We start from the raw sequence: 24,889 nt of genomic DNA on the forward strand, positions 1-24,889 counted from the left end.
CTGCGATCTTTTGATCTTGTTTTTTGGATCAAAATCAAAAGATCGCAGCCTTCGGCAGCTCCTACAGGGTTGTGCATCAATCAACGGTTTTCGCGTCCGCCGACAGGGTTGTGCATCGTTCAGCAGTGGTCAGTGCGTACGGGTCACTTTGCTCAGGTGGCGCGGCTGATCCGGGTTCATGCCGCGGGCCACGGCCAGGCCAGCGGCCATCACGTAGAAGCTCTGGATCGCCAGAATCGGGTCGAGGGCCGGGTGTTCGGCGCGGCTCAGGGTCAGGTCGCGCTCGAGGATGTCGTCCGGTGCCGCGAGCAGCACACGGGCGCCACGTTGACGCATCTCTGCCGCGAGGCTGATCAGGCCGGCCTGTTCGGCACCGCGCGGGGCGAACACCAGCAGCGGGTAATGCGCGTCGATCAGCGCCATCGGGCCGTGACGGACTTCGGCGCTGCTGAACGCTTCGGCCTGAATCGCCGAGGTTTCCTTGAACTTCAGCGCGGCCTCTTGGGCGATGGCAAAACCGGCGCCACGGCCGATGACCATCAGCCGTTCACAGTCGCGCAAGGCGTCGATCGCGCTGCTCCAGTCCTGTTGCGCCGCATCGCGCAGTCCTTCGGCCAGGGCGTTGTGCGCTTCCAGCAGTTCGCGGTCTTCTTTCCAGTGCGCGATCAGGCGGGCGCTGGCGCTGAGGGTGGCGATGAAACTCTTGGTCGCGGCGACACTGCTTTCGGTGCCGGCGAGCAGCGGCAGGCTGAATTCACACGCCGCTTCCAGTGGCGAATCGGCGGCATTGACCATCGATACGCTCAGCGCGCCACGCTTGCGCAGCAGACGCAGGCTGTTGACCAGATCCGGGCTCTGCCCCGATTGCGAGAACGCGAACGCCACCTGACCGCTGACCTTCAACGGTGCCTGCTGCATGGTCACCACCGACATCGGCAACGACGCCACCGGCACACCCAGTTGCTGCATGGTCAGGTAGGCGAAGTAGCTCGCCGCGTGGTCGGAACTGCCGCGCGCGACGGTCATTGCCACTTGCGGCGGCTGACGGCGCAGGCGTCCGGCGATCTCGATCATCTGCGGGTCGAGCTGTTGCAGTTGGGCTTGCACGGCCTCGAACGAGGACAGCGCCTCTTCAAGCATTTTTGAAGTCAATGTCTTCTCCTTCGACCATGACGGCGGTCAGTGTGAGTGAGCGATCCAGCCGCACGCAGTCGGCCCAGGCGCCCGGTTGCAGGCGCCCGCGTTCGGTGATGCCGAGGTAGTCGGCGGGGAATTGCGAAAGACGTTGCGAGGCTTCGGCGATCGGCAAACCGATCTTCACCAGGTTGCGCAGGGCCTGATCCATGGTCAGGGTGCTGCCGGCCAGCGTGCCGTCGGGCAGGCGCACGCCGCCCAGGCATTTGGTCACGGTGTGGCTGCCGAGCTTGTATTCACCGTCGGGCATGCCGGCGGCGGCGGTTGAATCGGTGACGCAGTACAGACAAGGGATCGAACGCAGGGCCACGCGGATCGCGCCGGGGTGCACGTGCAACAAGTCCGGGATCAGTTCGGCGAATTTGGCGTGGGCCAGCGCGGCGCCGACGATGCCCGGCTCGCGGTGATGCAGCGGGCTCATGGCGTTGTACAAATGGGTGAAGCTGGTCGCGCCGGCATCGAGGGCGGCAACGCCTTCCTCGTAGCTGCCGAGGGTGTGGCCAATCTGCATGCGGATGCCGCGGCTGCTGAGTTCGCGGATCAAGCCGTCGTGGCCGGCGATTTCCGGGGCGATGGTGATCACCCGGATCGGCGCCAGCGCGAGGTATTGCTCGACCTCGGCCATCAACGCGGTGTGGGCAAAGTTCGGCTGCGCGCCGAGTTTTCCCGGGTTGATGTACGGGCCTTCCAGATGCACACCAAGGACGCGGGCGGCGCCTTGCGGACGCTGTTCGCAGAACTCACCGACTTCTTTCAGCACGCTGGAGATCTCGGCACTCGGCGCGGTCATGGTGGTGGCCAGCAGTGAAGTGGTGCCGAAGCGCACGTGGGTTTTGGTGATGGTTTCGAAGGCGCTGGCGCCTTCCATGATGTCTTTGCCGCCGCCGCCGTGGACGTGCAGGTCGATGAAACCCGGCAGCAGGTACGGCAGGTCATTGTCGGCCGGATCGCAGGGCACGCCTTCGATCGACACGACTTTGCCGTGTTCGTGAATCAGCCGGCCGCGAACCCAGCCGCTGGCGGTGAGGATGTTGTCTTCGGACATTTTGCTTCTCTCGTTTGGCCTGGCTGCTGGTCAGCGGCGAAGCTCTGCAACAAAGTCGTAGTAGTCGTTGCGGCAATAGGTGTCGGTGACTTCGATCGGCGTGTTGTCTTCCAGGTAGCCGACCCGGGTCATCAGCAGCATGGCGGTGCCGGGGGCGATGCCGACCAGTGCGGCGAACTCGTCCGAGGCGTTGATCGCCTGGATGTGCTGCAGGGCGCGGACGATCGGTTTGCCGATGCCGTCGAGGTACTCGTAGAGCGAATCGCCGACCAGGTGCGGCTTGGGCATGATCGAGGCGGGCAGGGTGCTCATCTCGATGGCCATCACGGTGTCGTCGGCCTTGCGCAGGCGTTTCATGCGCGCCACCTTGTCGTTCGGCGACAGGCTCAGGCGGATCAGTTCTTCGTGAGTCGGCAGGGTGATTTCGCGTTCCAGCCACTGCGAGCTGGGCACGAAACCCTTGAGGCGGAGCATTTCGCTGAAGCCCGAGAGGCGTGACAGCGGTTGTTCCAGGCGTGGGGTGATGAAGGTGCCGGAACCTTGCAAGCGGCGGATCAGACCTTGATCGAGCAACACCTCCAGCGCCTTGCGCGCGGTGACCCGGGAGATCCCGAGTTGCTCGCTGAGGTTGCGCTCGGAGGGCATGGCCTGCTCGGCCTTCCACTGCCCGGAATGGATCGCCGATTCCAGATTGCGCGCTAGCTGCAGGTACAGCGGCGTCGGCTGGGAGTCATCTGGGCGTAGGGCCTGGAGGTCGTTCATGTAGGTCATTTCCGACGCGAGTATAGGATTGTTGTGGCTCGCTTGTGGGGCGGAAATTAATACCACTTGAATACCATGTCAACGCAGTGAATTGGCGTGTAGCCCAATGAAATGGCGGGTTTCGGGGTTTGTGGTTTTAAGTGGTATTAGGGGTGGGCTGTAAAAAACAAAAGATCGCAGCCTGCGGCAGCTCCTACAGTGGGAAGTGGTATCAACCCTGTAGGAGCTGCCGCAGGCTGCGATCTTTTGATTTATTTTTTTTCTGGTGACCAGTGGTCGCTGGTTAAGGACGAATCTCGATCATCGTGCCGTCCGGCACCAGACCCCAGACTTCACGCATGTCCATGTTGCGCATGGCGATGCAGCCGTCGGTCCAGTCCAGGGTGTGGAACAGGTCTTCGGGGGTTTCTTCCGAATCCGGCGTGCCGTGAATCATGATCATCCCGCCAGGCTCGACGCCTTCGCGGCGGGCACGGGCCGAATCGCTGATGTTCGGGTAGGAAATGTGCATCGCCAGGTTGAATTTCTCGCTGACCTTGCGCCAGTCGATCCAATAGAAACCTTCCGGCGTGCGCTTGTCGCCTTCAATCAGTTTCGGCCCCTTTTTCGCGCCCTTGCCCAAGGAAATCCGATAGGTCTTGATCGGTTTGCCGTCGGCAATCAACTGCAGTTGATGCGCCGATTTGAGCACCAGGATTTTTTCGATCAGCGGGGTGTTCGATGGCGTCACGGTGGTCACGAAGGACGCTTGGGAAACTGAGACGAATGACAGGCAAAACAGAGCAAACAACCAGCGCATTGAAACCATTCCCCAAAGAGTGACGCAACGTTAAGTGTAGGAGCTGCCGAAGGCTGCGATCTTTTGATCTTCTGATCTTCTGATCTTTTGATCTTTTGATCTTTTGATCTTTTGATCTTTTGATCTTTTGATCTTTTGATCTTTTGATCTTTTGATCTTTGGATTTTTTGAGTCAGCTAATGGCAGGCTGAGCCAGCGGCGGAATCGATTCGGAGCGAACCGGGTAGGTTTCGGCGCGGCGGTCAGCGAAGAAGCATTCTAAGGTACGCCCCACGGTGCGGAAAGCCAGCTCGTCCCAGGGAATGTCGGCTTCGTCGAATAGTTGCACTTCGAGGCTTTCGGGGCCGGCCGCGAAGTCCAGGTCGGCCAGTTCGGCGCGAAAGAACACATGCACCTGGCTGATGTGCGGCACATCGATCAGGGTATAGATGCTCAGATTGCGCACTCGGGCGCAGGCTTCCTCGGCGGTTTCGCGGATCGCGGCCTGTTCGATGGTCTCGCCGTTTTCCATGAAGCCGGCGGGCAGCGTCCAGTAACCCAGGCGTGGTTCGATGGCACGGCGGCAGAGCAGCACCTGGCGACCCCAGGTCGCGACGCAACCGGCGACGATATTGGGGTTTTGATAGTGAATGGTCTGACAGCTGTCACAGACAAATCGCAGTCGCGAGTCGCCTTCGGGAATGCGCTGGGTCACCGGGTTGCCGCACTGGCTGCAAAATTTCATGCTGGGGTTCCTGAATGCTGCGCCTATCTTGGCGTGCAGCGGTGTCGGTCGGCAAGTTGTCGTTTCGCGACATGGCCCGGCGAAGGGCTTGGGCGGCTGCAATGATTGGTGCATGATGCAGGGTAAGGCACAGATCGAGAACACTCATGCTGGACGAGCTACTGCATAGGGTAAGCAACCACACACCGCGCACGCTGGAGACCGATAAACGTTTCCCCGAGGCCGCTGTTCTGGTGCCGATCACCCGCAGTGACGAGCCCGAGCTGGTACTGACCCTGCGGGCCAGCGGCCTCTCGACCCATGGCGGCGAAGTGGCCTTTCCCGGCGGTCGCCGCGACCCGGAAGACCCTGACCTGATTTTTACCGCACTGCGCGAAGCCGAAGAAGAAATCGGCCTGCCACCGGGGCTGGTCGAAGTCATCGGCCCGCTCAGCCCGCTGATCTCCCTGCATGGCATCAAGGTCACGCCGTATGTCGGGGTGATTCCCGACTTCGTCGAATACCAGGCCAACGATGCCGAGATCGCTGCCGTCTTCAACGTGCCGCTGGAGTTCTTCCGTAAAGACCCGCGGGAACACACGCATCGTATCGATTACCAGGGCCGCAGCTGGTACGTGCCGAGTTATCGCTACGGCGAATTCAAGATCTGGGGTTTGACCGCTATCATGATCGTCGAACTGATCAATCTGCTCTATGACGAACAGATCAGCCTGCATCACCCGCCCAAAAGCTATATCAACACCTGAAGCCATCGCTTGAATGGCCCGTCATCGTGAGCCCTGAGGAAAACAAGATGAAATACCGCCTGGGCGACGCCCGCGTCGACACCCATCCGCAGAGCTGGGTTGCACCCAATGCCGTGCTGGTGGGCAAGGTCAGACTCGAAGAGGGCGCCAACGTCTGGTTCAACGCCGTGCTGCGCGGCGACAACGAGCTGATCCTGATCGGCAAAAACAGCAACGTCCAGGATGGCACGGTGATGCACACCGACATGGGCTTTCCGCTGACCATCGGCACCGGTGTGACCATCGGCCACAACGCCATGCTGCATGGCTGCACCGTTGGCGACTACAGCTTGATCGGCATCAACGCGGTGATCCTCAACGGCGCGAAAATCGGCAAGAACTGCATCATCGGCGCCAATTCGCTGATCGGCGAAGGCAAGGAAATCCCCGATGGCTCGCTGGTGATGGGGTCGCCGGGCAAGGTCGTGCGCGAACTGACCGAGCCACAGAAGAAAATGCTTGAAGCCAGCGCCGCGCACTATGTGCACAATTCCCAGCGCTATGCGCGTGATCTGGTCGAGCAGGAAGAATGAGCACGCCCGAAAGACCGGTTGCCTCGCCGTGCGTGAATATCTGTGCGCTGGATGAGGACGATATCTGCACCGGTTGCCAGCGCACGGTCGCGGAGATCACCCGCTGGGGCCGCATGACCAACGACGAGCGGCGGGTGGTGCTCGGCTTGTGTCATGAACGGGCGAAGGCGAGTGGGTTGGTGTGGATGATCCCGGCGCCCCCCAACAAGTAGCGAAGATCAAAAGATCGCAGCCTGCGGCAGCTCCTACATGGGAATGCGATCTTCCTGTAGGAGCTGCCGCAGGCTGCGATCTTTTGCTTCTGCTTTGCCTGAAGTAACCTGTGCGCCAATTTCCCAGGTCGCCGCCATGATTTTCCTCATCGCCTACATCAGCAGCGTCGTGCTGATCAACTTCGCCTTCTCCACCGCGCCACACCTGGACATCATCTGGTCGGCCTGGGGCGGGTTGGTGTTCGTGTTGCGCGACATGGTGCAAACCCGTTTCGGCCACGGTGCGCTCGTGGCGATGCTGGCGGCGCTGGTACTGTCTTACGTCACTTCTGATCCATCCATCGCCTTGGCCAGCGCCACGGCGTTCGCGGTGTCGGAAATCATCGACTGGCTGGTGTTCAGCATCACCAAACGGCCGCTGCGGGATCGCCTGTGGATCAGTTCGGCGCTGAGCATTCCCCTCGATACCTTCATCTTTTTCGGCATGATCGACCTGATGACGCCACCGGTGATCATCACGGCATTGGCCTCGAAGTTCGCGGGTGTTACTGCCGTCTGGCTGATCATGGCCTGGCGCGAGCGCAAACAGGCTGTCGCCAGCTGAGCCAAACCCTGCGGTTCATGTAAAATGCCGCGCTTTCTCCCCATGGAAAGCGCGTCTGGCGTTGCTTTCCTCGATGATCCGCTTCTTTGAGGACCTGAGATGACCCGTATCGGAACTCCATTGTCGCCGACCGCGACCCGCGTATTGCTGTGTGGCTGTGGTGAGTTGGGCAAGGAAGTGGTGATCGAGCTGCAGCGCCTGGGCGTTGAAGTGATTGCCGTCGACCGTTACGCCAACGCGCCGGCCATGCAGGTGGCGCACCGCAGCCACGTGATCAACATGCTCGACGGCGCCGCGCTGCGTGCAGTGATCGAAGCCGAGAAGCCACACTTCATCGTGCCGGAAATCGAAGCCATCGCCACCGCCACCCTGGTCGAACTGGAAGCCGAAGGCTTCACCGTGATCCCGACCGCCCGCGCTGCACAACTGACCATGAACCGCGAAGGCATCCGTCGCCTGGCCGCTGAAGAGCTGGACCTGCCAACCTCGCCGTACCACTTTGCCGACACGTTCGAGGACTACAGCAAAGCCGTTCAGGACCTGGGCTTCCCGTGCGTGGTCAAGCCAGTCATGAGCTCGTCGGGCAAAGGCCAGAGCCTGCTGCGCAGCGCCGATGACGTGCAGAAAGCCTGGGATTACGCGCAAGAGGGCGGTCGCGCCGGCAAAGGTCGGGTGATCATCGAAGGCTTCATCGATTTCGACTACGAAATCACTCTGCTGACCGTGCGCCACATCGGCGGCACCACGTTCTGCGCACCGGTCGGTCACCGTCAGGAAAAGGGCGACTATCAGGAATCCTGGCAGCCGCAGGCCATGAGCCCGATTGCTCTGGCTGAGTCCGAGCGGGTGGCCAAAGCCGTGACCGAGGCGCTGGGTGGTCGCGGGTTGTTCGGCGTCGAGTTGTTCATCAAGGGTGATCAGGTGTGGTTCAGCGAAGTCTCGCCGCGCCCGCATGACACCGGTCTGGTGACCCTGATTTCTCAGGACCTGTCGCAGTTCGCCCTGCACGCGCGCGCCATTCTCGGTCTGCCGGTGCCGCTGATCCGTCAGTTCGGCCCATCCGCTTCGGCGGTGATTCTGGTCGAAGGGCAGTCGACCCAGACCGCGTTCGCCAACCTTGGCGCAGCGCTGAGCGAGCCGGATACCGCACTGCGGCTGTTCGGCAAGCCTGAAGTCAACGGTCAGCGCCGGATGGGCGTGGCGTTGGCGCGGGATGAGTCGATTGAGGCGGCTCGTGCCAAGGCGACCCGTGCGGCTCAGGCTGTTGTTGTAGAGCTGTAAACCGAGGCGCGGCATTCGCGAGCAAGCTCGCTCCCACAGGTTCGGCGGTGTTCACAAATTTTGTGTACTGCGCGGACACTGTGGGAGCGAGCCTGCTCGCGAAGCTTTTGATCTTCCGTCAGGCAACCTGATTCAGATCGTTATTGCGCGTTTCCTTCAGGCACAGCACAGCAATCAAGCTGAGCACCGCTGCCGCCGACACATACCCGCCGACATAACTCAAACCGCCCATCGCCACCAGTTTCTGCGCGAAGAACGGAGCCGCCGAGGCGCCGACGATGCCGCCCAGATTGTAGGCCGCCGATGCGCCGGTGTAGCGCACGTGGGTCGGAAACAGTTCCGGCAGCAGCGCGCCCATCGGGGCAAACGTCACGCCCATCAGGAACAGCTCAATGCACAGGAACAGTGCCACGCCCCAGGTCGAGCCCTGTGTCAGCAACGGCTCCATCAGGAACCCGGACAGGATCGCCAGCACACCGCCGACGATCAGCACCGGTTTGCGTCCGTAACGGTCGCTGGCCCAGGCGGACAACGGTGTAGCCGCGGCCATGAACAGCACGGCAAAACACAGCAGTCCAAGGAACGTCTCACGGCTGTAGCCGAGGGTGGACACACCGTAGCTCAGGGAAAACACCGTCGAGATGTAAAACAGCGCGTAGCACACCACCATCGCCGCCGCGCCGAGCAGGGTGGGCGCCCAATATTGGCTGAACAGCTCGACCAGCGGCACTTTCACTCGCTCCTGACGGGCAATCGCGTTGGCGAACACCGGCGTTTCGTGAAGCTTGAGGCGTACATACAGACCGACCATCACCAGTGCCGCGCTGAGCAAGAACGGAATCCGCCAGCCCCAGCTGCGGAACTGCTCGTCATTGAGGGTCATGGCCAGGGTCAGGAACAACCCATTGGCCGCGAGAAAACCGATCGAAGGCCCCAGTTGCGGGAACATGCCGAACCACGCCCGCTTGCCCTTCGGCGCATTCTCGGTGGCCAGCAACGCCGCGCCACCCCATTCTCCGCCTAGCCCCAACCCCTGACCGAAACGCAGCACGCACAGCAGAATCGGGGCCCAGGCGCCAATGCTGTCGTAACCCGGCAGCACCCCGATCAGGGTGGTGCACACGCCCATCAGCAAGAGTGAAGCGACCAGCGTCGATTTGCGCCCGATGCGGTCACCGAAGTGGCCGAACAATGCTGAGCCCAGGGGGCGGGCGAGGAAGGCGATGCCGAAAGTGAGAAACGCCGAGAGCATTTGCGCGGTGCCGGACGTCTGTGGAAAGAACACCGGTCCGATCACCAGTGCAGCGGCGGTGGCGTAGACATAGAAGTCATAAAACTCGATGGCGGTGCCGATGAAGCTCGCCGTTGCCACACGGGTGGCGGAATTGGTCGGCTGGGCAGGCGCGGTGGCGCTGTAAGCGGTACTGGTCGTCATGCGGTGATCCCTGACAGTCATGGCTCCGTTGGAGCGAATTATTATGGTTGAACACCCAGGGATGTGGGATGAGACGCGAGCGCTGTTTCGAGTAGGAACAGTCGTCGGGGTAGTGCGGAAAATGGCCGAAACCCCTTTTGTGCGGGGTAAGCACAGGGCTCGGCAGCGCTTGGGTAAGCGGCTCGATTATAGGAAGGAGGCTAACGATCAAACAAGAGCAAAAGATCGCAGCGGATTGACGTCGATTGATCTTCCTGTGGCGAGGGAGCTTGCTCCCGCTGGGTTGCGAAGCGACCCCAACACATTTACGGCCGCTGCGCGCCCGAGCGGGAGCAAGCTCCCTCGCCACAAAAGCGCTTAAACCTTGGCAGGCACCGAGCTCGTATGCCAGATCAGCACCTTGCTCACCCGGTTGTCCTCGGTTTCGAGAATCTCCAGCCGATAACGCCCGATCTTCAGGCACACCGCGCTGTCCGGAATGGTTTCCAGCGCCTCGGTCACCAGACCGTTGAGGGTTTTCGGCCCGTCGCTCGGCAAATGCCAGCCCAGGCATTTGTTCAACTCGCGGATCGACGCGGTGCCGTCGATCACCATGCGCCCGTCGGGCTGCGGATGGATGTGCGGGTTGTCGAGACTGTGCTCGCTTTCGAATTCGCCGACGATCTCTTCGAGAATGTCTTCCAGGGTAACGATGCCCAGCACTTCGCCGTACTCGTCCACCACCATGCCCAGCCGGCGCTGCTGCTTGTGGAAATTGAGCAGTTGCAGTTGCAGCGGCGTGCTTTCCGGAACGAAGTACGGTTCGTAGCTGGCGGCCAGTAGCGCTTCGCGGGTCAGCTCGCCATCGTTGAGCAGATGGCGGATTTGCCGGGTGTTGAGCACTGCTTCGACCTGGTTGATGTCGCTGTGGAACACCGGCAGGCGCGTGCGTTTGTTGTGGCGCAGTTGTTCGATGATCTCCTCGATCGAGTCGTCGAGGTTGATGCCGTCGACATCGCTGCGCGGCACCAGAATGTCATTGACCGTGATGTTGTCCAGCGCGTGGATCCCGGAAACCGGGTGGGCGCGAGACGGGTGTTCCGGGTCGTCGTTCGGGTCGGCAGGTTCTTCGTCTTCGCTTTGCTGCACCACTTGGGTTTTGCGCGCGAAGGGACGCAGCAGCAAACCGCTGATGCGGCTCAGCAGCCAGGCCAGCGGATAAAGAATCTTCAGCGGAACGGCCAGCAGGGTATTGCCGAAGGACAGCACGGCCTCCGGATAGCGCTGGGCCACCGTGCGCGGGAAGTAATCGGCAAACACCAGCAACACGGCAGCGGCGCCGAGGCAGGCTGCCCACGGGCCATTTTCTTCGCAAAGGAAGATTGCCAGCAGCGTGGCAATGACCACCGCAAGGGCGCGGCACAGGGTGTTGCACAGGATCAGACTGTCGAGCGGGAAGCTCAGCTTCGCCAGCGGTTTATCGCTGGCGCGCGAGGCGGTGCGTTGCGCGAGCAAGTGCTGCTGCGCGATTTCGACGGCGGTAAAGAGTCCCGACCATAAAATCAGCAGGACAAATACCGCGAGCATCGGCCCTATGGGCAAACCGTCCATTTATGCCGCCCGTCAGATGTGCAGGATGTATTCACGAACCAGTTTGCTGCCGAAATACGCCAACATCAGCAGGCAGAAACCGGCGAGGGTCCAGCGGATCGCCTTGTGGCCGCGCCAGCCGAGGCGATTGCGTCCCCACAGCAGCACGCTGAACACCACCCAGGCCAGGCACGCCAGCAGGGTCTTGTGCACCAGATGCTGGGCGAACAGGTTCTCGACGAACAGCCAGCCGGAGATCAGCGACAGCGACAGCAGCGTCCAGCCGGCCCAGAGAAAGCCGAACAACAGGCTTTCCATGGTTTGCAGCGGCGGGAAGTTCTTGATCAGGCCCGACGGGTGCTTGTGCTTGAGCTGGTGATCCTGCACCAGCAGCAGCAAGGCCTGGAATACTGCGATGGTGAACATGCCGTAGGCGAGGATCGACAGCAGGATGTGGGCGAGGATGCCCGGCTCTTCGTCGATGATCTGCACCGTACCGGCTGGCGCGAACTGCGCCAGCAACACCGTCGCCGCGCCGAGCGGGAACAGTAGCACCAGGAGGTTTTCCACCGGGATCCGCGAGCAGGCCAGCAGCGTCAGGGCGATGACGGCCGCGGCGATCAGGCTGGCGGCGCTGAAGAAGTCCAGGCCCAGGCCGATCGGGGTCAGCAGGTGAGTGAGCAGGCTGGCGCTGTGGGCGAGCACGGCGAGGATGCCGAGCGTAACCAGCAGGCGCTTGTTCGCCTTGGCGCCGGAGGCCAGGCGGGTGCCCTGATAAAGGGTCGCAGCGGCATAAAGAAGCGCGGCGGCGATGGTAGTCAGCAAACTGGGTGACAAGGGGAGCATAAATCCTGTTAGGCAGGCCCGAAAGGCGCTGAGTTTGGCATAGAACCGCCACACCACGAAAGTGCGAGGTGTCCGCCCGACGCAGTCTTCGTTATAATCCGCGACCTGCCCACGCCGCAGGCTCGCCGAGCACATGTTGAATCCGGTCTGGGCCGCCATTATCCCGGTCTACACAGGGCCTGAAAGGATCGCGCAATGTTTGAAAACTTAACCGACCGTCTCTCGCAGACGCTGCGCCATGTCACCGGCAAGGCGAAGCTGACTGAAGACAATATCAAAGACACCCTGCGCGAAGTGCGCATGGCGTTGCTCGAAGCCGACGTCGCTCTGCCGGTGGTCAAGGACTTCGTCAATTCGGTCAAGGAGCGCGCTGTCGGCACCGAGGTGTCGCGCAGCCTGACGCCGGGCCAGGCATTCGTGAAGATCGTCCAGGCCGAACTCGAAAGCCTGATGGGCGCGGCCAACGAAGACTTGAACCTGAGCGCCGTGCCGCCCGCCGTCATTCTGATGGCCGGTCTGCAGGGTGCCGGTAAAACCACCACCGCCGGCAAGCTCGCGCGCTTCCTTAAAGAGCGCAAGAAGAAGTCGGTGATGGTCGTGTCGGCGGACATCTACCGCCCGGCGGCCATCAAGCAGCTGGAAACCCTGGCCAACGACATCGGCGTGACGTTCTTCCCGTCCGATCTGAGCCAGAAGCCGGTCGACATCGCCAACGCGGCTATTAAAGAAGCAAAACTCAAATTCATCGACGTGGTCATCGTCGACACCGCCGGTCGTCTGCACATCGACGAAGAGATGATGGGCGAGATCAAGGCGCTGCACGCCGCGATCAAGCCGGTCGAAACCCTGTTCGTGGTCGACGCCATGACCGGTCAGGACGCCGCCAACACGGCCAAGGCCTTCGGTGATGCGCTGCCGCTGACCGGTGTGATCCTGACCAAGGTCGACGGCGATGCCCGGGGCGGTGCGGCACTGTCGGTACGCGCGATCACCGGCAAGCCGATCAAGTTCATCGGTATGGGCGAGAAGAGCGAAGCGCTCGATCCGTTCCATCCTGAGCGTATCGCTTCGCGGATCCTCGGCATGGGTGACGTGCTTAGCCTGATCGAACAGGCTGAAGCGACCCTCGACAAGGACAAGGCCGACAAGCTGGCCAAGAAGCTGAAGAAGGGCAAGGGCTTCGACCTCGAAGACTTCCGCGATCAGCTGCAACAAATGAAGAACATGGGCGGCCTCGGCGGGCTCATGGACAAGCTGCCGAGCATTGGCGGCGTCAACCTGTCGCAAATGGGCAATGCCCAGAACGCGGCAGAGAAACAGTTCAAGCAGATGGAAGCCATCATCAACTCCATGACCCCGGCCGAGCGTCGCGACCCTGAGCTGATCAGCGGCTCGCGCAAACGCCGGATCGCCATGGGTTCCGGCACCCAGGTGCAGGACATCGGTCGCTTGATCAAGCAGCACAAGCAGATGCAGAAGATGATGAAGAAATTCACCGCCAAAGGCGGTATGGCGAAAATGATGCGCGGCATGGGCGGTATGTTGCCCGGCGGCGGCATGCCAAAAATGTGATACAGGACACTCAGACTTCGCCGGTCGTCGCACCGGCGCAGACCCTGCAAGGACGCAGGATCAACAGCAAACCCGCACTCGGCGGGAGCTGACCGGCCGTTTTCATCGACGGCTCTATATGCAAATCCGCACGGCATGCCATAGGCGCCGGAAAAAGTCATTTGCAAAAGTCCGGATATTCCTTAGAATATGCGGCCTTTCGGGCACCCATGCCCGCTGTGCATTTAGATTTGCAGCACCGACTACAGGAACGATGTTCACATGCTAACAATCCGTCTTGCCCTTGGCGGCTCCAAAAAGCGCCCGTTTTACCACCTGACCGTAACCGACTCGCGTAACCCGCGTGACGGCTCCCACAAAGAACAGGTTGGTTTCTTCAACCCTGTTGCCCGTGGTCAGGAAATCCGTCTGTCCGTGAACCAAGAGCGCGTAGCCTACTGGCTGAGCGTTGGTGCACAGCCTTCTGAGCGTGTTGCTCAGTTGCTGAAGGAATCTGCCAAGGCTGCAGCCTGAGCAGTATGAGCGCGACGCCAGAAAAAGCTGATGACCTGATCGTTGTCGGCAAGATTTTTTCGGTTCACGGCGTTCGCGGCGAGGTGAAGGTCTTTTCCTTTACCGATCCGATTGAAAACCTGTTGGACTACCGCAACTGGACGCTTCGGCGTGAAGGCGTGGTGAAACAGGTCGAGCTGGTCAGCGGCCGATCCACTCAAAAGGATCTGGTTGCCAAGCTCAAAGGCCTCGACGATCGCGATGAAGCCCGTCTTCTGAGCGGTTATGAGATTTGCATCTCGCGAAGCCTTTTGCCCAACCTGACAGGCGACGAGTACTACTGGTACCAGTTGCAGGGTCTGAGCGTCATCAACCAGGACGAGCAATTGTTCGGCAAGGTTGATCACCTGTTGGAGACCGGCGCGAACGATGTATTGGTGGTCAAGCCCTGCGCGGGCAGCCTGGATGATCGTGAGCGGTTGTTGCCCTACACGGAGCAATGCGTGCTGGCAATCGACCTGGATGCAGGCGTGATGCGGGTGGAATGGGACGCGGACTTCTAAGCAATGGCCAGCCTGCGCATAGACGTCATTACGCTGTTCCCCGAGATGTTCTCGGCCATCAGTGAGTACGGCATTACCAGTCGTGCGGTCAAACAGGGGCTGTTGCAGCTGACCTGTTGGAATCCGCGGGATTACACGACGGATCGGCATCACACTGTGGACGATCGCCCGTTTGGCGGTGGTCCGGGCATGGTGATGAAGATCAAGCCCCTGGAAGATGCTCTGGTTCAGGCCAAGGCAGCAGCTGGGGAGGCGGCGAAGGTGATTTACCTGTCCCCCCAAGGCCGTCAACTGACTCAGTCGGCGGTACGCGAGTTGGCAAGATCGGATGCATTGATCCTGATTGCCGGCCGCTATGAAGGCATTGACGAGCGCTTTATTGAGGCTCATGTCGATGAAGAGTGGTCGATTGGTGACTATGTATTGTCTGGCGGCGAGCTGCCGGCCATGGTCATGATCGATGCGGTTACACGACTGCTGCCCGGAGCTTTAGGGCATGCGGATTCCGCTGAGGAAGATTCCTTTACGGATGGTCTGCTGGATTGCCCGCACTACACCCGACCTGAGGTGTATGCGGATCAGCGTGTTCCCGACGTGTTGCTAAGTGGCAATCACGCGCATATCCGGCGTTGGCGTTTACAGCAGTCCCTTGGTCGGACCTATGAACGACGCGCCGATCTTCTGGAAAGCCGCTCGCTTTCTGGAGAAGAGAAGAAGCTGCTCGAGGAATACATCCGCGAGCGGGACGATAGTTAACAACGTATCGATGGTAGATCAGTTGATTTACCTTAGGAGCACAGCATGACCAACAAAATCATCCTTGCACTCGAAGCAGAGCAGATGACCAAAGAAATCCCTACCTTTGCCCCAGGCGACACCATTGTCGTTCAGGTGAAAGTGAAGGAAGGCGATCGTTCCCGTCTGCAAGCGTTCGAAGGCGTTGTCATCGCCAAGCGTAACCGCGGCGTGAACAGTGCGTTCACCGTTCGTAAAATCTCCAACGGTGTTGGCGTAGAACGTACTTTCCAGACCTACTCCCCGCAGATCGACAGCATGGCTGTCAAACGTCGCGGTGACGTACGTAAAGCCAAGCTGTACTACCTGCGCGACCTGTCGGGTAAAGCAGCTCGCATCAAGGAAAAACTGGCTTAAGTCCAGCTTCCGATGCAGAAAAAAGCAGCCTACGGGCTGCTTTTTTGTTGCCCGCAATTCAACCCGCCTCCCCTGTAGGAGCTGCCGAAGGGTGCGATCTTTTGATCTTGCTTTCAATTCGGAAGCCCGCGATTTACGAGCAATAACCCATGACCACCCGCGACCAGGAAATCCAGCGCCGCACCGAACTCTCGGTAACCCGCGTGACCAAAGCCGTCTTCCCGCCGACCACCAACCATCACAACACCCTGTTCGGCGGCACCGCGCTGGCGTGGATGGACGAAGTGTCGTTCATCACCGCCACACGCTTCTGCCGTCTGCCATTGGTGACTGTGTCCACCGACCGGATTGACTTCAATCATGCGATCCCGGCTGGTTCGATCGTCGAGCTGGTAGGGCGGGTGGTCAAAGTCGGCAACACCAGCCTCAAGGTCGAGGTTGAGGTGTTCGTCGAGAGCATGAGTTGTGACGGCCGCGAGAAAGCGATCCACGGGCAGTTCAGCTTTGTGGCAATTGATGATGACAAGCGGCCGGTGCCGGTGCTACCCGGATATCCTGCCTGATCCGGAACCGAGTCGCGCCATTCGCGAGCAGGCTCGCTCCCACAGGTTTTGTGCCGGACACAATTTCCGATCACAGTGGGAGCGAGCCTGCTCGCGAAGGCGTCAGCTCAGACGCCGCTGGCCTCCGGCTGAATCAATGCCAACAAGGTCCATCCTGATCCTGGTTTCACAGCAGTCTCCGGCGTCACCACATGCACCCAGCCGCTGTCATCACGCATGAACAGCAGGGTCGCCCGATTGCCATGCAATGCCTGGTAATCCTCCCAGCCAAAACCGTCGGTCAGCGTCGTGCTGTACAGTTCGGCGCCGTTGCTGATCAGGCTGGCCAGCTTGGCATAGGTCAGCGCCTCGCTGCCCAGCTGATTACCGCGATGCTCCAGACTCGCGCGATGCTTGTCAGTGCGACGAGTTTCCTGACCGCTGGCCAGACCGAACAAACGCTGGTGACCAAAGTCGTGGCGAAAGCGCATTGCCGCCAAAGTATTCAGTTCGCCCGAGGGCGATAGCGCCAATAGATGCCCCAGCCCCACCAGATCCAGATGCGCATCGGCATGCTGCGACGCCGGGTTACCGAAGTACGTCGGCAAACCCTCCATGCGTGCTGCACGAATATTTTCCCAACTCGAATCGGTCAACAGCACGCGGCTGCCCAGTTGCTGCAACGATTTGCCCAGCAGACGCGCCGGGCCGTTGGCGCCGACGATCAGGAAGCCGCTCGGCGCCGGTTCGGCAACGTTCAGCAAACGTGCCAAGGGTCGCGCGGTTGCGCTTTGCAGCACCACCGTGCCGATGATCACCGCGAAAGTCAGCGGCACCAGCAGCAACGCGCCTTCGTGTCCGGCTTGATCCAGGCGAATCGCGAAAATCGCCGACACCGCCGCCGCCACGATCCCGCGCGGGGCGATCCAGCACAGCAAGGCGCGTTCACGCCAGCTCAGGCTGGAGCCGGCAGTGCTCAGCAGCACGTTCAGCGGGCGCGCGATCAGTTGAATCACCAGCAGCAGAATCAGCACCAACGGCCCGAGGCTGATCAGTGCATGCAGATCCAGTCGCGCCGCGAGCAGAATGAACAGTCCGGAAATCAGCAGCACGCTGAGGTTTTCCTTGAAGTGCAGGATGTGCCGCACATCCACGCCCTTCATGTTCGCCAGCCACATGCCCATCAGCGTCACCGCCAACAGACCGGACTCATGCATCACCTGATTGGCGGCAATGAAAATCCCCAGCACCGCCGCCAGTGAGGCGAGGTTGTGCAGGTATTCCGGCAGCCATTGGCGACGGATGATGGTGCCGAGCACCCAGCCGCCGGCCACCCCGAATACGCTGCCGCAGAGGATCACGCCGCCGAAGGTCAGCAGGCTCTGTTCGAGACCGTTACCCTCCGAGCGGGCGATAATGAAGCTGTAGACCACCACCGCAAGCAGGGCGCCAATCGGGTCGATGACGATGCCTTCCCAGCGCAGGATGTTGGCGATCGAGGCTTTCGGCCGCAACACCCGCAGCATCGGCACGATCACCGTCGGCCCGGTCACCAGCGTCAGGCTGCCGAACAGAATTGCCAGCAACCAGTCGAAGCCGAGCAAGAAGTGGGTCGCGACGGCAATCACCACCCAGGTCGTGAGCGCGCCGATAGTCACCAGCCGATGCACGACGCTGCCGATCTCGCGCCATTCCGACAGATGCAGGGTCAGACTGCCCTCAAACAGGATCAACGCGACCGCCAGCGACACCAGCGGCATCAGCAACGGGCCGAACATTTCCTGCGGGTCGAGCCAGCCGAGCACCGGCCCGGCGAGAATCCCGGTCAGCAACAGAAACAGAATGGCCGGCAGCTTCAGGCGCCACGCCAGCCACTGGCAACCCAGCGCAGCGGCGCCGATCCCGCCAAATGCCAAGAGAATTTGTTGTTCGTTCATTGAAGCTCCTTGTTCCTTGAAATGGCGGGCTATGAAAGACTAGCGGCCATTCCTACAGTTCACTCGACATTTGCGCGCAGCCCCGGAGGTTGTGTGTCTTGAGCGCCCATGCCTGCCATCGACCACCCGCTGATTGACCAATTCCTCGACGCCCTGTGGCTGGAAAAGGGCCTGTCCGACAATACCCGCGGCGCCTACCGCAGCGATCTGGCGCTGTTCAATGGCTGGCTGCAGGAGAAAAACCTCGAGCTGATCAATGCTGGTCGCGAGTTGATCCTCGATCACCTGTCCTGGCGTCTGGAGCAGAATTACAAACCGCGCTCCACCGCCCGGTTTCTCTCCGGTGTGCGTGGCTTTTATCGCTATCTGCTGAGGGAGAAGCTGATTACGGTCGATCCGACCTTGCGCGTCGACATGCCGCAACTGGGCAGACCACTGCCCAAATCGTTGTCGGAAGCGGACGTCGAAGCGCTGCTCAAGGCGCCGGACCTGAGCGAAGCCATCGGTCAGCGTGATCGCGCCATGCTTGAGGTGCTGTACGCCTGCGGGCTGCGCGTGACCGAACTGGTGAGCCTGACGCTGGAGCAGGTCAACTTGCGTCAGGGCGTGTTGCGGGTGATGGGCAAGGGCAGCAAGGAGCGGCTGGTGCCGATGGGCGAGGAGGCGATTGTCTGGGTCGAGCGCTACCTGCGTGATGGCCGTGGCGAGCTGCTGGGCGGGCGACCCAGCGATGTGCTGTTCCCCAGCCAGCGCGGCGAACAGATGACGCGCCAGACCTTCTGGCACCGGATCAAGCATTGGGCCAAGGTCGCCGGGATCGGCAAATCACTGTCGCCGCACACCTTGCGTCACGCGTTTGCCACGCACCTGCTCAACCACGGCGCCGACCTGCGGGTGGTGCAGATGCTGCTGGGGCACAGTGATCTGTCGACCACGCAGATTTACACCCATGTGGCGCGGGCTCGTCTGCAAGACCTGCATGCCAAGCACCACCCAAGAGGCTGATTGCCCCCCCTGTAGGAGCTGCCGAAGGCTGCGATCTTTTGATCTTGCTTGTGATTCCAAAAGCAAAGTCAAAAGATCGCAGCCTTCGGCAGCTCCTGCATGTCTTGTGTCAGGCGCATTCGGCCACCGTGACCTTATGTGTTAGGCTTTGCCGGTTTGCACGATGGACGGTTATGACCCGGTGTTCCGGCACGGGCGTTCTGACCGTTTCATTTGTCCGCCTTCAGGAGTTCTCATGCGTCTGACCCAGATTTTCGCCGCCGCAGCCATTGCGTTGGTCAGCACCTTTGCCGTCGCCGATGACGCGGCCGACAAAGCCATTCGTCAAAGCCTGGAAAAGCTCGAACTCGAGGTTCCGGTAGAAAGCATCAGTGCCAGCCCGTTGCCGGGCATGTATGAAGTCAAGCTCAAGGGCAGCCGCGTGCTGTACGCCAGCGCCGACGGCCAGTACATCGTTCAGGGCTACCTGTTCCAGCTCAAGGACGGCAAACCGGTCAACCTGACCGAGAAAACCGAACGCCTGGGCATCTCCAAACTGATCAATGCCATTCCAGTGGCCGAAACCGTGGTGTATCCGGCTGTCGGCGAGACCAAATCGCACATCACCGTGTTCACCGACACCACCTGCCCGTACTGCCACAAACTGCACGCCGAAGTGCCCGAGCTGAACAAGCGCGGTATCGAAGTGCGTTACGTGGCGTTCCCGCGTCAGGGCCTCGGCTCGCCGGGTGACGAGCAACTGCAGGCCGTGTGGTGCTCGACCGACAAGAAAGCCGCCATGGACAAAATGGTCGATGGCAAGGAAATCAAAGCCGCCAAGTGCGCCAACCCGGTTTCCAAACAGTTCGCTTTGGGCCAGTCGATTGGCGTGAACGGTACACCGGCCATCGTTTTGGCCGACGGACAAGTCATTCCGGGCTACCAGCCGGCGCCACAAGTCGCCAAACTGGCGCTGGGCGCCAAGTAATTCGCATCGTCACGGTCCGCCGTTGACGATCATGGTCCGGCAGCAGCATCGCCGGGCCATTAATAGAGAGCCGCGAATGCGCGGTTGTTTTCCGGCCGACCTTGCGTCGGCCGTTTCATGGGGAGTTCACAGTGAATCCGGTCAAAGTAGGCATCTGTGGGTTAGGGACCGTCGGTGGCGGTACCTTCAACGTACTTCAGCGCAACGCCGAGGAAATTGCTCGTCGTGCCGGGCGTGGGATCGAAGTGGCACAAATTGCCATGCGCACGCCAAAGCCTCAGTTCCAGACGACCGGTATTGCGATTACCAACGATGTCTTCGAAGTGGCCACGAACCCTGAGATCGACATCGTCATAGAGCTCATGGGCGGCTACACCGTTGCCCGCGAGCTGGTACTCAAGGCCATCGAGAATGGCAAGCATGTGGTCACCGCGAACAAGGCACTGATTGCCGTTCACGGTAATGAGATTTTCGCCAAGGCACGCGAGAAAGGCGTGATCGTGGCGTTCGAAGCGGCCGTGGCCGGTGGCATTCCGGTGATCAAGGCGATCCGTGAAGGCCTGTCCGCCAACCGCATCAACTGGGTGGCCGGGATCATCAACGGTACCGGTAACTTCATCCTCACCGAAATGCGCGAGAAGGGTCGCACCTTCGAAGACGTACTGGCCGAAGCGCAAGCGCTGGGCTACGCCGAAGCCGATCCGACCTTCGACGTCGAAGGCATCGACGCGGCGCACAAGCTGACGATTCTGGCGTCGATCGCGTTCGGCATCCCGCTGCAATTCGACAAGGCCTACACCGAAGGCATCACCCGGCTGACCACCGCTGACGTGAACTACGCCGAAGCGTTGGGCTACCGCATCAAGCACCTCGGTGTAGCGCGCAGCACCGCTGCCGGTATCGAGCTGCGCGTACACCCGACGCTGATCCCGGCCGATCGTCTGATCGCCAACGTCAACGGCGTGATGAACGCCGTGATGGTCAACGGTGATGCTGCCGGCTCGACCCTGTTCTACGGCGCTGGCGCCGGCATGGAGCCAACCGCTTCGTCGGTGATCGCCGACCTGGTGGACGTGGTTCGCGCGATGACCTCCGATCCGGAAAACCGCGTGCCGCACCTGGCCTTCCAGCCGGACTCGCTGTCGGCCCATCCGATCCTGCCGATCGAAGCCTGCGAAAGCGCCTACTACTTGCGCATCCAGGCCAAGGACCATCCGGGCGTTCTGGCTCAGGTGGCAAGCATCCTCTCGGAGCGCGGTATCAACATCGAGTCGATCATGCAGAAGGAAGTCGAAGAGCATGACGGTCTGGTGCCGATGATCCTGCTGACCCACCGCGTGGTCGAGCAGCGCATCAACGACGCGATCGCTGCCCTCGAAGCGCTGGCGGGCGTCAACGGTCCGGTTGTGCGGATCCGCGTCGAGCACCTGAACTAAGTCGCCATCATTGACCGGGCCCGTGCGCGGGTCCGGCATTGCGAACACTCTGCATTGGAGTCAGTCATGCGTTACATCAGTACCCGCGGCCAGGCACCGGCCCTGAATTTCGAAGACGTCCTGCTGGCGGGTCTCGCGACCGACGGCGGTCTGTACGTCCCGGAAAACCTGCCACGTTTCACCCAGGAAGAAATCGCTTCCTGGGCCGGCCTGCCGTATCACGAGCTGGCTTTCCGGGTCATGCGCCCGTTTGTCACCGGCAGCATTCCTGACGCGGATTTCAAAAAGATCCTCGAAGAAACCTACGGCGTGTTCTCGCACAGCGCCGTGGCGCCGCTGCGTCAGCTCAACGGCAACGAATGGGTGCTGGAGCTGTTCCACGGTCCGACCCTGGCGTTCAAGGACTTTGCCCTGCAACTGCTTGGTCGTCTGCTCGATTACGTGCTGGAAAAGCGCGGCGAGCGCGTGGTGATCGTCGGCGCCACCTCCGGTGATACCGGTTCGGCCGCCATCGAAGGCTGCAAGCACTGCGAAAACGTCGACATCTTCATCCTGCACCCGCACAACCGCGTGTCCGAAGTGCAACGTCGGCAGATGACCACCATTGTCGGCGAGAACATCCACAACATCGCCATCGAAGGCAACTTCGATGACTGCCAGGAAATGGTCAAGAACAGCTTCGCCGACCAGAGCTTCCTCAAGGGCACGCGTCTGGTGGCGGTGAACTCGATCAACTGGGCGCGGATCATGGCCCAGATCGTTTACTACTTCCACGCCGCCCTGCAACTGGGCGGTCCGGCGCGTTCGGTGGCGTTTTCGGTGCCAACCGGCAATTTCGGCGACATCTTCGCCGGGTACCTGGCGCGCAACATGGGCCTGCCGATCAACCAGTTGATCGTCGCCACCAATCGCAACGACATCCTGCACCGCTTCATGAGCGGCAATCAGTACGTCAAGGAAACCCTGCACGCCACGCTGTCGCCGTCGATGGACATCATGGTCTCGTCGAACTTCGAACGCCTGCTGTTCGACTTGCACGGTCGCAACGGTGCGGCGATTGCCGGGTTGATGGATTCGTTCAAACAGGGCGGTGGTTTCAGCGTCGAGCAAGAGCGCTGGACCGAAGCCCGCAAGCTATTCGACTCACTGGCCGTGGACGATGCACAAACCTGCGAAACCATCGCTGAAGTTTACGCACAGTGCGGTGAAGTGCTGGACCCGCATACCGCTATTGGCGTCAAGGCCGCCCGCGAATGCCGTCGCAGCCTGGACATCCCGATGGTGATTCTGGGCACTGCACATCCGGTGAAATTCCCGGATGCCGTGGAGAAAGCCGGTGTAGGAAAAGCTCTCGAACTGCCTGCACATCTTTCTGATTTGTTTGAGCGAAACGAGCGTTGCACCGTTCTGCCGAACGAACTGAAAGCCGTACAGGCCTTTGTCAGCCAGCATGGCAACCGCGGCAAGCCGTTGTAAGCCGAAAAAGCTGTCACATTTTGAAGCCCGTCTCCTGACGGGCTTTTTTGTTTCTGCTGCCACACTGCTCGTGTTACCGCCCATGAAGGACGGGTGAGTCGATCACGAAGGAAGTGGCAATGCTGTTTGAAAGAGGATGGAAACACACCCTGAAGCAGGTTCTGCTGTTGTGCCTGTTGTACGGCTGGCGCATGAGCGCGACGGCGCATCTGGCGTATGAGGAAGAGAAGTTGAACATCGGCACCGTGGTGCTGGATGAGGAAGAGCAGCAATGGATTCGCGATAATCCGACAGTGATTGTGGCGGCGGAGCAGTACCCGTTGTACCTGTTTCTCGACGAGCACGGTCATTGGAGCGGCCTCAACAGCGATGTGCTCAAGCGCATCAGCGCCATGACCGGCTTGCAGTTCATCTACCGGGAATCCTTTTCCACCGCGCAAATGCTTGAGCGCCTGGAAACCGGTGCTGCGGACATCAGCACAACCCTGGCGATGAATGATGAACGCCGATTGAGTCTGGATTTCAGTCATGCCTTTGGCGGTGCCGGTTGGGTATTTGTCGGCCGGGCTGGCGAGCCGCAGGTGCAGTCGCTGGAGCAGTTGGCCAAACGGGTGCTGGTATTGCCGGGTCGGCATGCATTGGAGGGGTTGATCCGGCGCGATTACCCGTCCATCGAGTTACGTTCGGTGAAAACCTATGCCGAGGCGCGGGCGCTGGTCGAAAGCGGTGAGGCCTATGCCACCATCGAAAATGAAATCGGTGCGCAACTCTATCCTTCCGGCCTGCTGAAGGTCGGCGAATTGCTGGAGGGCAAGTGGGAGGCCGATCTTCTGGCTGTGCGCAAGGGGCAGCCGCAATTACTGAGCATACTGAACAAGGCGCTTGAGGCGTTTCCGGCTTCCGAACTCCGGGCCATTCGCCTGAACTGGCTGGGCGGCATCGGGCCGAAACCTGCCGCCGCCGGTTGGCAGCACTGGCTCCGATCGAGCTGCTGGGGGGTGGTTTTGGTGGGGGGCTTTTGCGTGATGTCGCTGTTATGGAATCGGCGAATGGCGGCGGTGATCAAGCGGCATCGAGACGTGCAAAGCGAGCTCGACGATCAATTGGTCTTCCAGCGTGCATTGATTGATGCCATGCCCGATCCGGTGTTCGTCCGTGACCTGGAGGGGCGCCTGATCCTGTGCAACAAAAGTTACGAAGAGGCGTTGTCGCTCCGCTTTGAGCAGGTGCAGGGATGCCGCTTGATTGATGTCGATGCGCTACCGCGCGCCACCGCCGCCGCGCTGCATGATGAGTTCATGATTCAGTTGAGAACGCGCAGGACCCGCTTCAGCAAACGCCGTTTGCAATTCAACGATGGCAATCGGGATATCTACCAGTGGACCGTGCCGTTCTACAGCGCCAATGGGGAATTGCGCGGCCTGCTCGGGGGCTGGACAGATATCACCCTGCGTGATGCGGCGGCGGAATAAGGTCCGCACTGATATTGGGAAATTTCCTATGTCACACGCCTCTTTTTCCGATGGGGGACTGAAGGAGGCTCGCCTAAAGTGGGCAACCACTGCGGCGAGTCCGCGATTGCCGTTTCCGAGGTCGCCCATGCGCTCGCTCAAAGTCCTGATTCTCGAACCAGATCCTTATCGAATGATGGCGTTGCACCAGATGCTCAACGCGTTCGGTATCTATGACGTACTCACGGCGCCATCGCTGGCCGCGGCACGCTGCTCGCTGGAGCGTCGCACCCGGGTCGACATCGCGATCTGCGATCCGCAGCTGAAAGGCGGGGAAGGCCTGGCGCTGATCCGGCATCTGGCCGCCGAGCGGGAGGCCAGTGAAATGTGCCCTTTAAATAGTTACAAATTTCCTTGTCGTAGGAGTCTGGGGCGTCTACCGTGACTCATATTGCAAGCTTTATGGGGCGGGTGAGATGGAGTTGGTCTTCGCAGATGAGGGGTTCA

Annotated in this window: 26 protein-coding genes; 17 read left to right on the forward strand and 9 right to left on the reverse strand. The window is 60.7% G+C overall.

What is annotated here, in order from left to right:
- Positions 1–129: 129 nt before the first annotated feature.
- The 5 genes from L6D63_RS26790 to L6D63_RS26810 form a co-directional block, all read right to left on the reverse strand.
- Entirely contained in the window at positions 130–1,140 is a 1,011-nt protein-coding gene (locus tag L6D63_RS26790; RefSeq protein WP_047292722.1) for an SIS domain-containing protein, read from the reverse strand.
- Entirely contained in the window at positions 1,133–2,239 is a 1,107-nt protein-coding gene (nagA, locus tag L6D63_RS26795; protein WP_047292725.1) for an N-acetylglucosamine-6-phosphate deacetylase, read from the reverse strand. Before nagA ends, L6D63_RS26790 begins: the two co-directional genes overlap by 8 nt.
- Positions 2,240–2,269: 30 nt before the next feature.
- A complete protein-coding gene (locus tag L6D63_RS26800) occupies positions 2,270–3,001 on the reverse strand; it encodes a GntR family transcriptional regulator (protein WP_027610964.1) in 732 nt (243 codons plus the stop codon).
- Positions 3,002–3,284: 283 nt separating this feature from the next.
- The gene (locus tag L6D63_RS26805) at positions 3,285–3,800 is read right to left on the reverse strand and encodes a L,D-transpeptidase family protein (RefSeq protein WP_041063109.1); all 516 of its coding nucleotides are present in this window, start codon (positions 3,798–3,800) and stop codon (positions 3,285–3,287) included.
- 172 nt (positions 3,801–3,972) lie between these two features.
- Positions 3,973–4,524 carry an NUDIX hydrolase gene (locus tag L6D63_RS26810; protein ID WP_047292729.1) on the reverse strand — a complete coding sequence of 184 codons (552 nt, stop codon included), beginning with the start codon at positions 4,522–4,524 and terminating at the stop codon, positions 3,973–3,975.
- A 146-nt stretch (positions 4,525–4,670) separates the two neighbouring features.
- Here L6D63_RS26810 and L6D63_RS26815 point away from each other — a divergent pair, with 146 nt between their 5' ends.
- From L6D63_RS26815 to purT, 5 genes are all read left to right on the forward strand, one after another.
- On the forward strand, positions 4,671–5,270 hold the full coding sequence (locus tag L6D63_RS26815) for a CoA pyrophosphatase (protein ID WP_007967803.1): 600 nt from the start codon (positions 4,671–4,673) through the stop codon (positions 5,268–5,270).
- 47 nt (positions 5,271–5,317) lie between these two features.
- Positions 5,318–5,842, forward strand: coding sequence for a gamma carbonic anhydrase family protein (locus L6D63_RS26820; protein ID WP_047292730.1), 525 nt, complete (start codon positions 5,318–5,320; stop codon positions 5,840–5,842).
- Complete coding sequence (locus L6D63_RS26825; protein ID WP_131671495.1) at positions 5,839–6,054, forward strand: DUF1289 domain-containing protein; 216 nt, start codon at positions 5,839–5,841, stop codon at positions 6,052–6,054. Before L6D63_RS26820 ends, L6D63_RS26825 begins: the two co-directional genes overlap by 4 nt.
- Before the next feature lie 136 nt (positions 6,055–6,190).
- A complete protein-coding gene (locus tag L6D63_RS26830) occupies positions 6,191–6,658 on the forward strand; it encodes a VUT family protein (RefSeq protein ID WP_047292733.1) in 468 nt (155 codons plus the stop codon).
- A 99-nt stretch (positions 6,659–6,757) separates the two neighbouring features.
- Positions 6,758–7,939 carry a formate-dependent phosphoribosylglycinamide formyltransferase gene (gene purT, locus L6D63_RS26835; protein WP_003221968.1) on the forward strand — a complete coding sequence of 394 codons (1,182 nt, stop codon included), beginning with the start codon at positions 6,758–6,760 and terminating at the stop codon, positions 7,937–7,939.
- A gap of 118 nt (positions 7,940–8,057) precedes the next feature.
- On the opposite strand, the gene L6D63_RS26840 is transcribed toward purT, so the two are convergent.
- The 3 genes from L6D63_RS26840 to L6D63_RS26850 form a co-directional block, all read right to left on the reverse strand.
- A complete protein-coding gene (locus L6D63_RS26840) occupies positions 8,058–9,374 on the reverse strand; it encodes an MFS transporter (protein WP_108591030.1) in 1,317 nt (438 codons plus the stop codon).
- A 357-nt stretch (positions 9,375–9,731) separates the two neighbouring features.
- Positions 9,732–10,964, reverse strand: coding sequence for an HlyC/CorC family transporter (locus L6D63_RS26845; RefSeq protein WP_131671497.1), 1,233 nt, complete (start codon positions 10,962–10,964; stop codon positions 9,732–9,734).
- A gap of 12 nt (positions 10,965–10,976) precedes the next feature.
- Positions 10,977–11,789: a cytochrome C assembly family protein gene (locus L6D63_RS26850; protein ID WP_045122140.1), complete on the reverse strand. Its 813-nt coding sequence runs from the start codon at positions 11,787–11,789 to the stop codon at positions 10,977–10,979.
- Positions 11,790–11,984: 195 nt separating this feature from the next.
- Here L6D63_RS26850 and ffh point away from each other — a divergent pair, with 195 nt between their 5' ends.
- The 6 genes from ffh to L6D63_RS26880 all read left to right on the forward strand — a co-directional run bounded on the left by ffh (position 11,985) and on the right by L6D63_RS26880 (position 16,131).
- Positions 11,985–13,361 carry a signal recognition particle protein gene (gene ffh, locus L6D63_RS26855; RefSeq protein WP_041063139.1) on the forward strand — a complete coding sequence of 459 codons (1,377 nt, stop codon included), beginning with the start codon at positions 11,985–11,987 and terminating at the stop codon, positions 13,359–13,361.
- A 261-nt stretch (positions 13,362–13,622) separates the two neighbouring features.
- A complete protein-coding gene (gene rpsP / locus L6D63_RS26860; RefSeq protein WP_003185073.1) occupies positions 13,623–13,874 on the forward strand; it encodes a 30S ribosomal protein S16 in 252 nt (83 codons plus the stop codon).
- Between the two features lie 5 nt (positions 13,875–13,879).
- On the forward strand, positions 13,880–14,416 hold the full coding sequence (rimM, locus tag L6D63_RS26865; RefSeq protein ID WP_003221979.1) for a ribosome maturation factor RimM: 537 nt from the start codon (positions 13,880–13,882) through the stop codon (positions 14,414–14,416).
- 3 nt (positions 14,417–14,419) lie between these two features.
- Positions 14,420–15,172 (forward strand): tRNA (guanosine(37)-N1)-methyltransferase TrmD, encoded by a 753-nt coding sequence (gene trmD, locus L6D63_RS26870; RefSeq protein WP_131671498.1) that lies wholly within the window; start codon positions 14,420–14,422, stop codon positions 15,170–15,172.
- A 45-nt stretch (positions 15,173–15,217) separates the two neighbouring features.
- Positions 15,218–15,568: a 50S ribosomal protein L19 gene (gene rplS, locus L6D63_RS26875; protein WP_003175895.1), complete on the forward strand. Its 351-nt coding sequence runs from the start codon at positions 15,218–15,220 to the stop codon at positions 15,566–15,568.
- Positions 15,569–15,717: 149 nt separating this feature from the next.
- Positions 15,718–16,131: an acyl-CoA thioesterase gene (locus L6D63_RS26880; RefSeq protein ID WP_131671499.1), complete on the forward strand. Its 414-nt coding sequence runs from the start codon at positions 15,718–15,720 to the stop codon at positions 16,129–16,131.
- 107 nt (positions 16,132–16,238) lie between these two features.
- On the opposite strand, the gene L6D63_RS26885 is transcribed toward L6D63_RS26880, so the two are convergent.
- Entirely contained in the window at positions 16,239–18,047 is a 1,809-nt protein-coding gene (locus L6D63_RS26885; RefSeq protein ID WP_131671500.1) for a cation:proton antiporter, read from the reverse strand.
- A gap of 108 nt (positions 18,048–18,155) precedes the next feature.
- On the opposite strand from L6D63_RS26885, the gene xerD reads away from it, so the two are divergent.
- From xerD to L6D63_RS26915, 6 genes are all read left to right on the forward strand, one after another.
- On the forward strand, positions 18,156–19,052 hold the full coding sequence (gene xerD, locus L6D63_RS26890; RefSeq protein ID WP_131671501.1) for a site-specific tyrosine recombinase XerD: 897 nt from the start codon (positions 18,156–18,158) through the stop codon (positions 19,050–19,052).
- Between the two features lie 235 nt (positions 19,053–19,287).
- Entirely contained in the window at positions 19,288–20,019 is a 732-nt protein-coding gene (gene dsbC, locus L6D63_RS26895; RefSeq protein WP_007967782.1) for a bifunctional protein-disulfide isomerase/oxidoreductase DsbC, read from the forward strand.
- A 131-nt stretch (positions 20,020–20,150) separates the two neighbouring features.
- Positions 20,151–21,455 carry a homoserine dehydrogenase gene (locus L6D63_RS26900; protein WP_095667423.1) on the forward strand — a complete coding sequence of 435 codons (1,305 nt, stop codon included), beginning with the start codon at positions 20,151–20,153 and terminating at the stop codon, positions 21,453–21,455.
- Between the two features lie 66 nt (positions 21,456–21,521).
- On the forward strand, positions 21,522–22,931 hold the full coding sequence (gene thrC, locus L6D63_RS26905; RefSeq protein WP_027610971.1) for a threonine synthase: 1,410 nt from the start codon (positions 21,522–21,524) through the stop codon (positions 22,929–22,931).
- A gap of 119 nt (positions 22,932–23,050) precedes the next feature.
- Positions 23,051–24,403, forward strand: a complete 1,353-nt coding sequence (locus L6D63_RS26910; protein WP_131671502.1) for a transporter substrate-binding domain-containing protein — start codon at positions 23,051–23,053, stop codon at positions 24,401–24,403.
- 127 nt (positions 24,404–24,530) lie between these two features.
- Entirely contained in the window at positions 24,531–24,827 is a 297-nt protein-coding gene (locus tag L6D63_RS26915; protein ID WP_236170459.1) for a DNA-binding protein, read from the forward strand.
- Positions 24,828–24,889: the final 62 nt, after the last annotated feature.

The sequence above is a fragment of the Pseudomonas parakoreensis genome (assembly GCF_021602155.1).
GTDB classification, from domain to species: Bacteria; Pseudomonadota; Gammaproteobacteria; order Pseudomonadales; family Pseudomonadaceae; genus Aquipseudomonas; species Aquipseudomonas parakoreensis.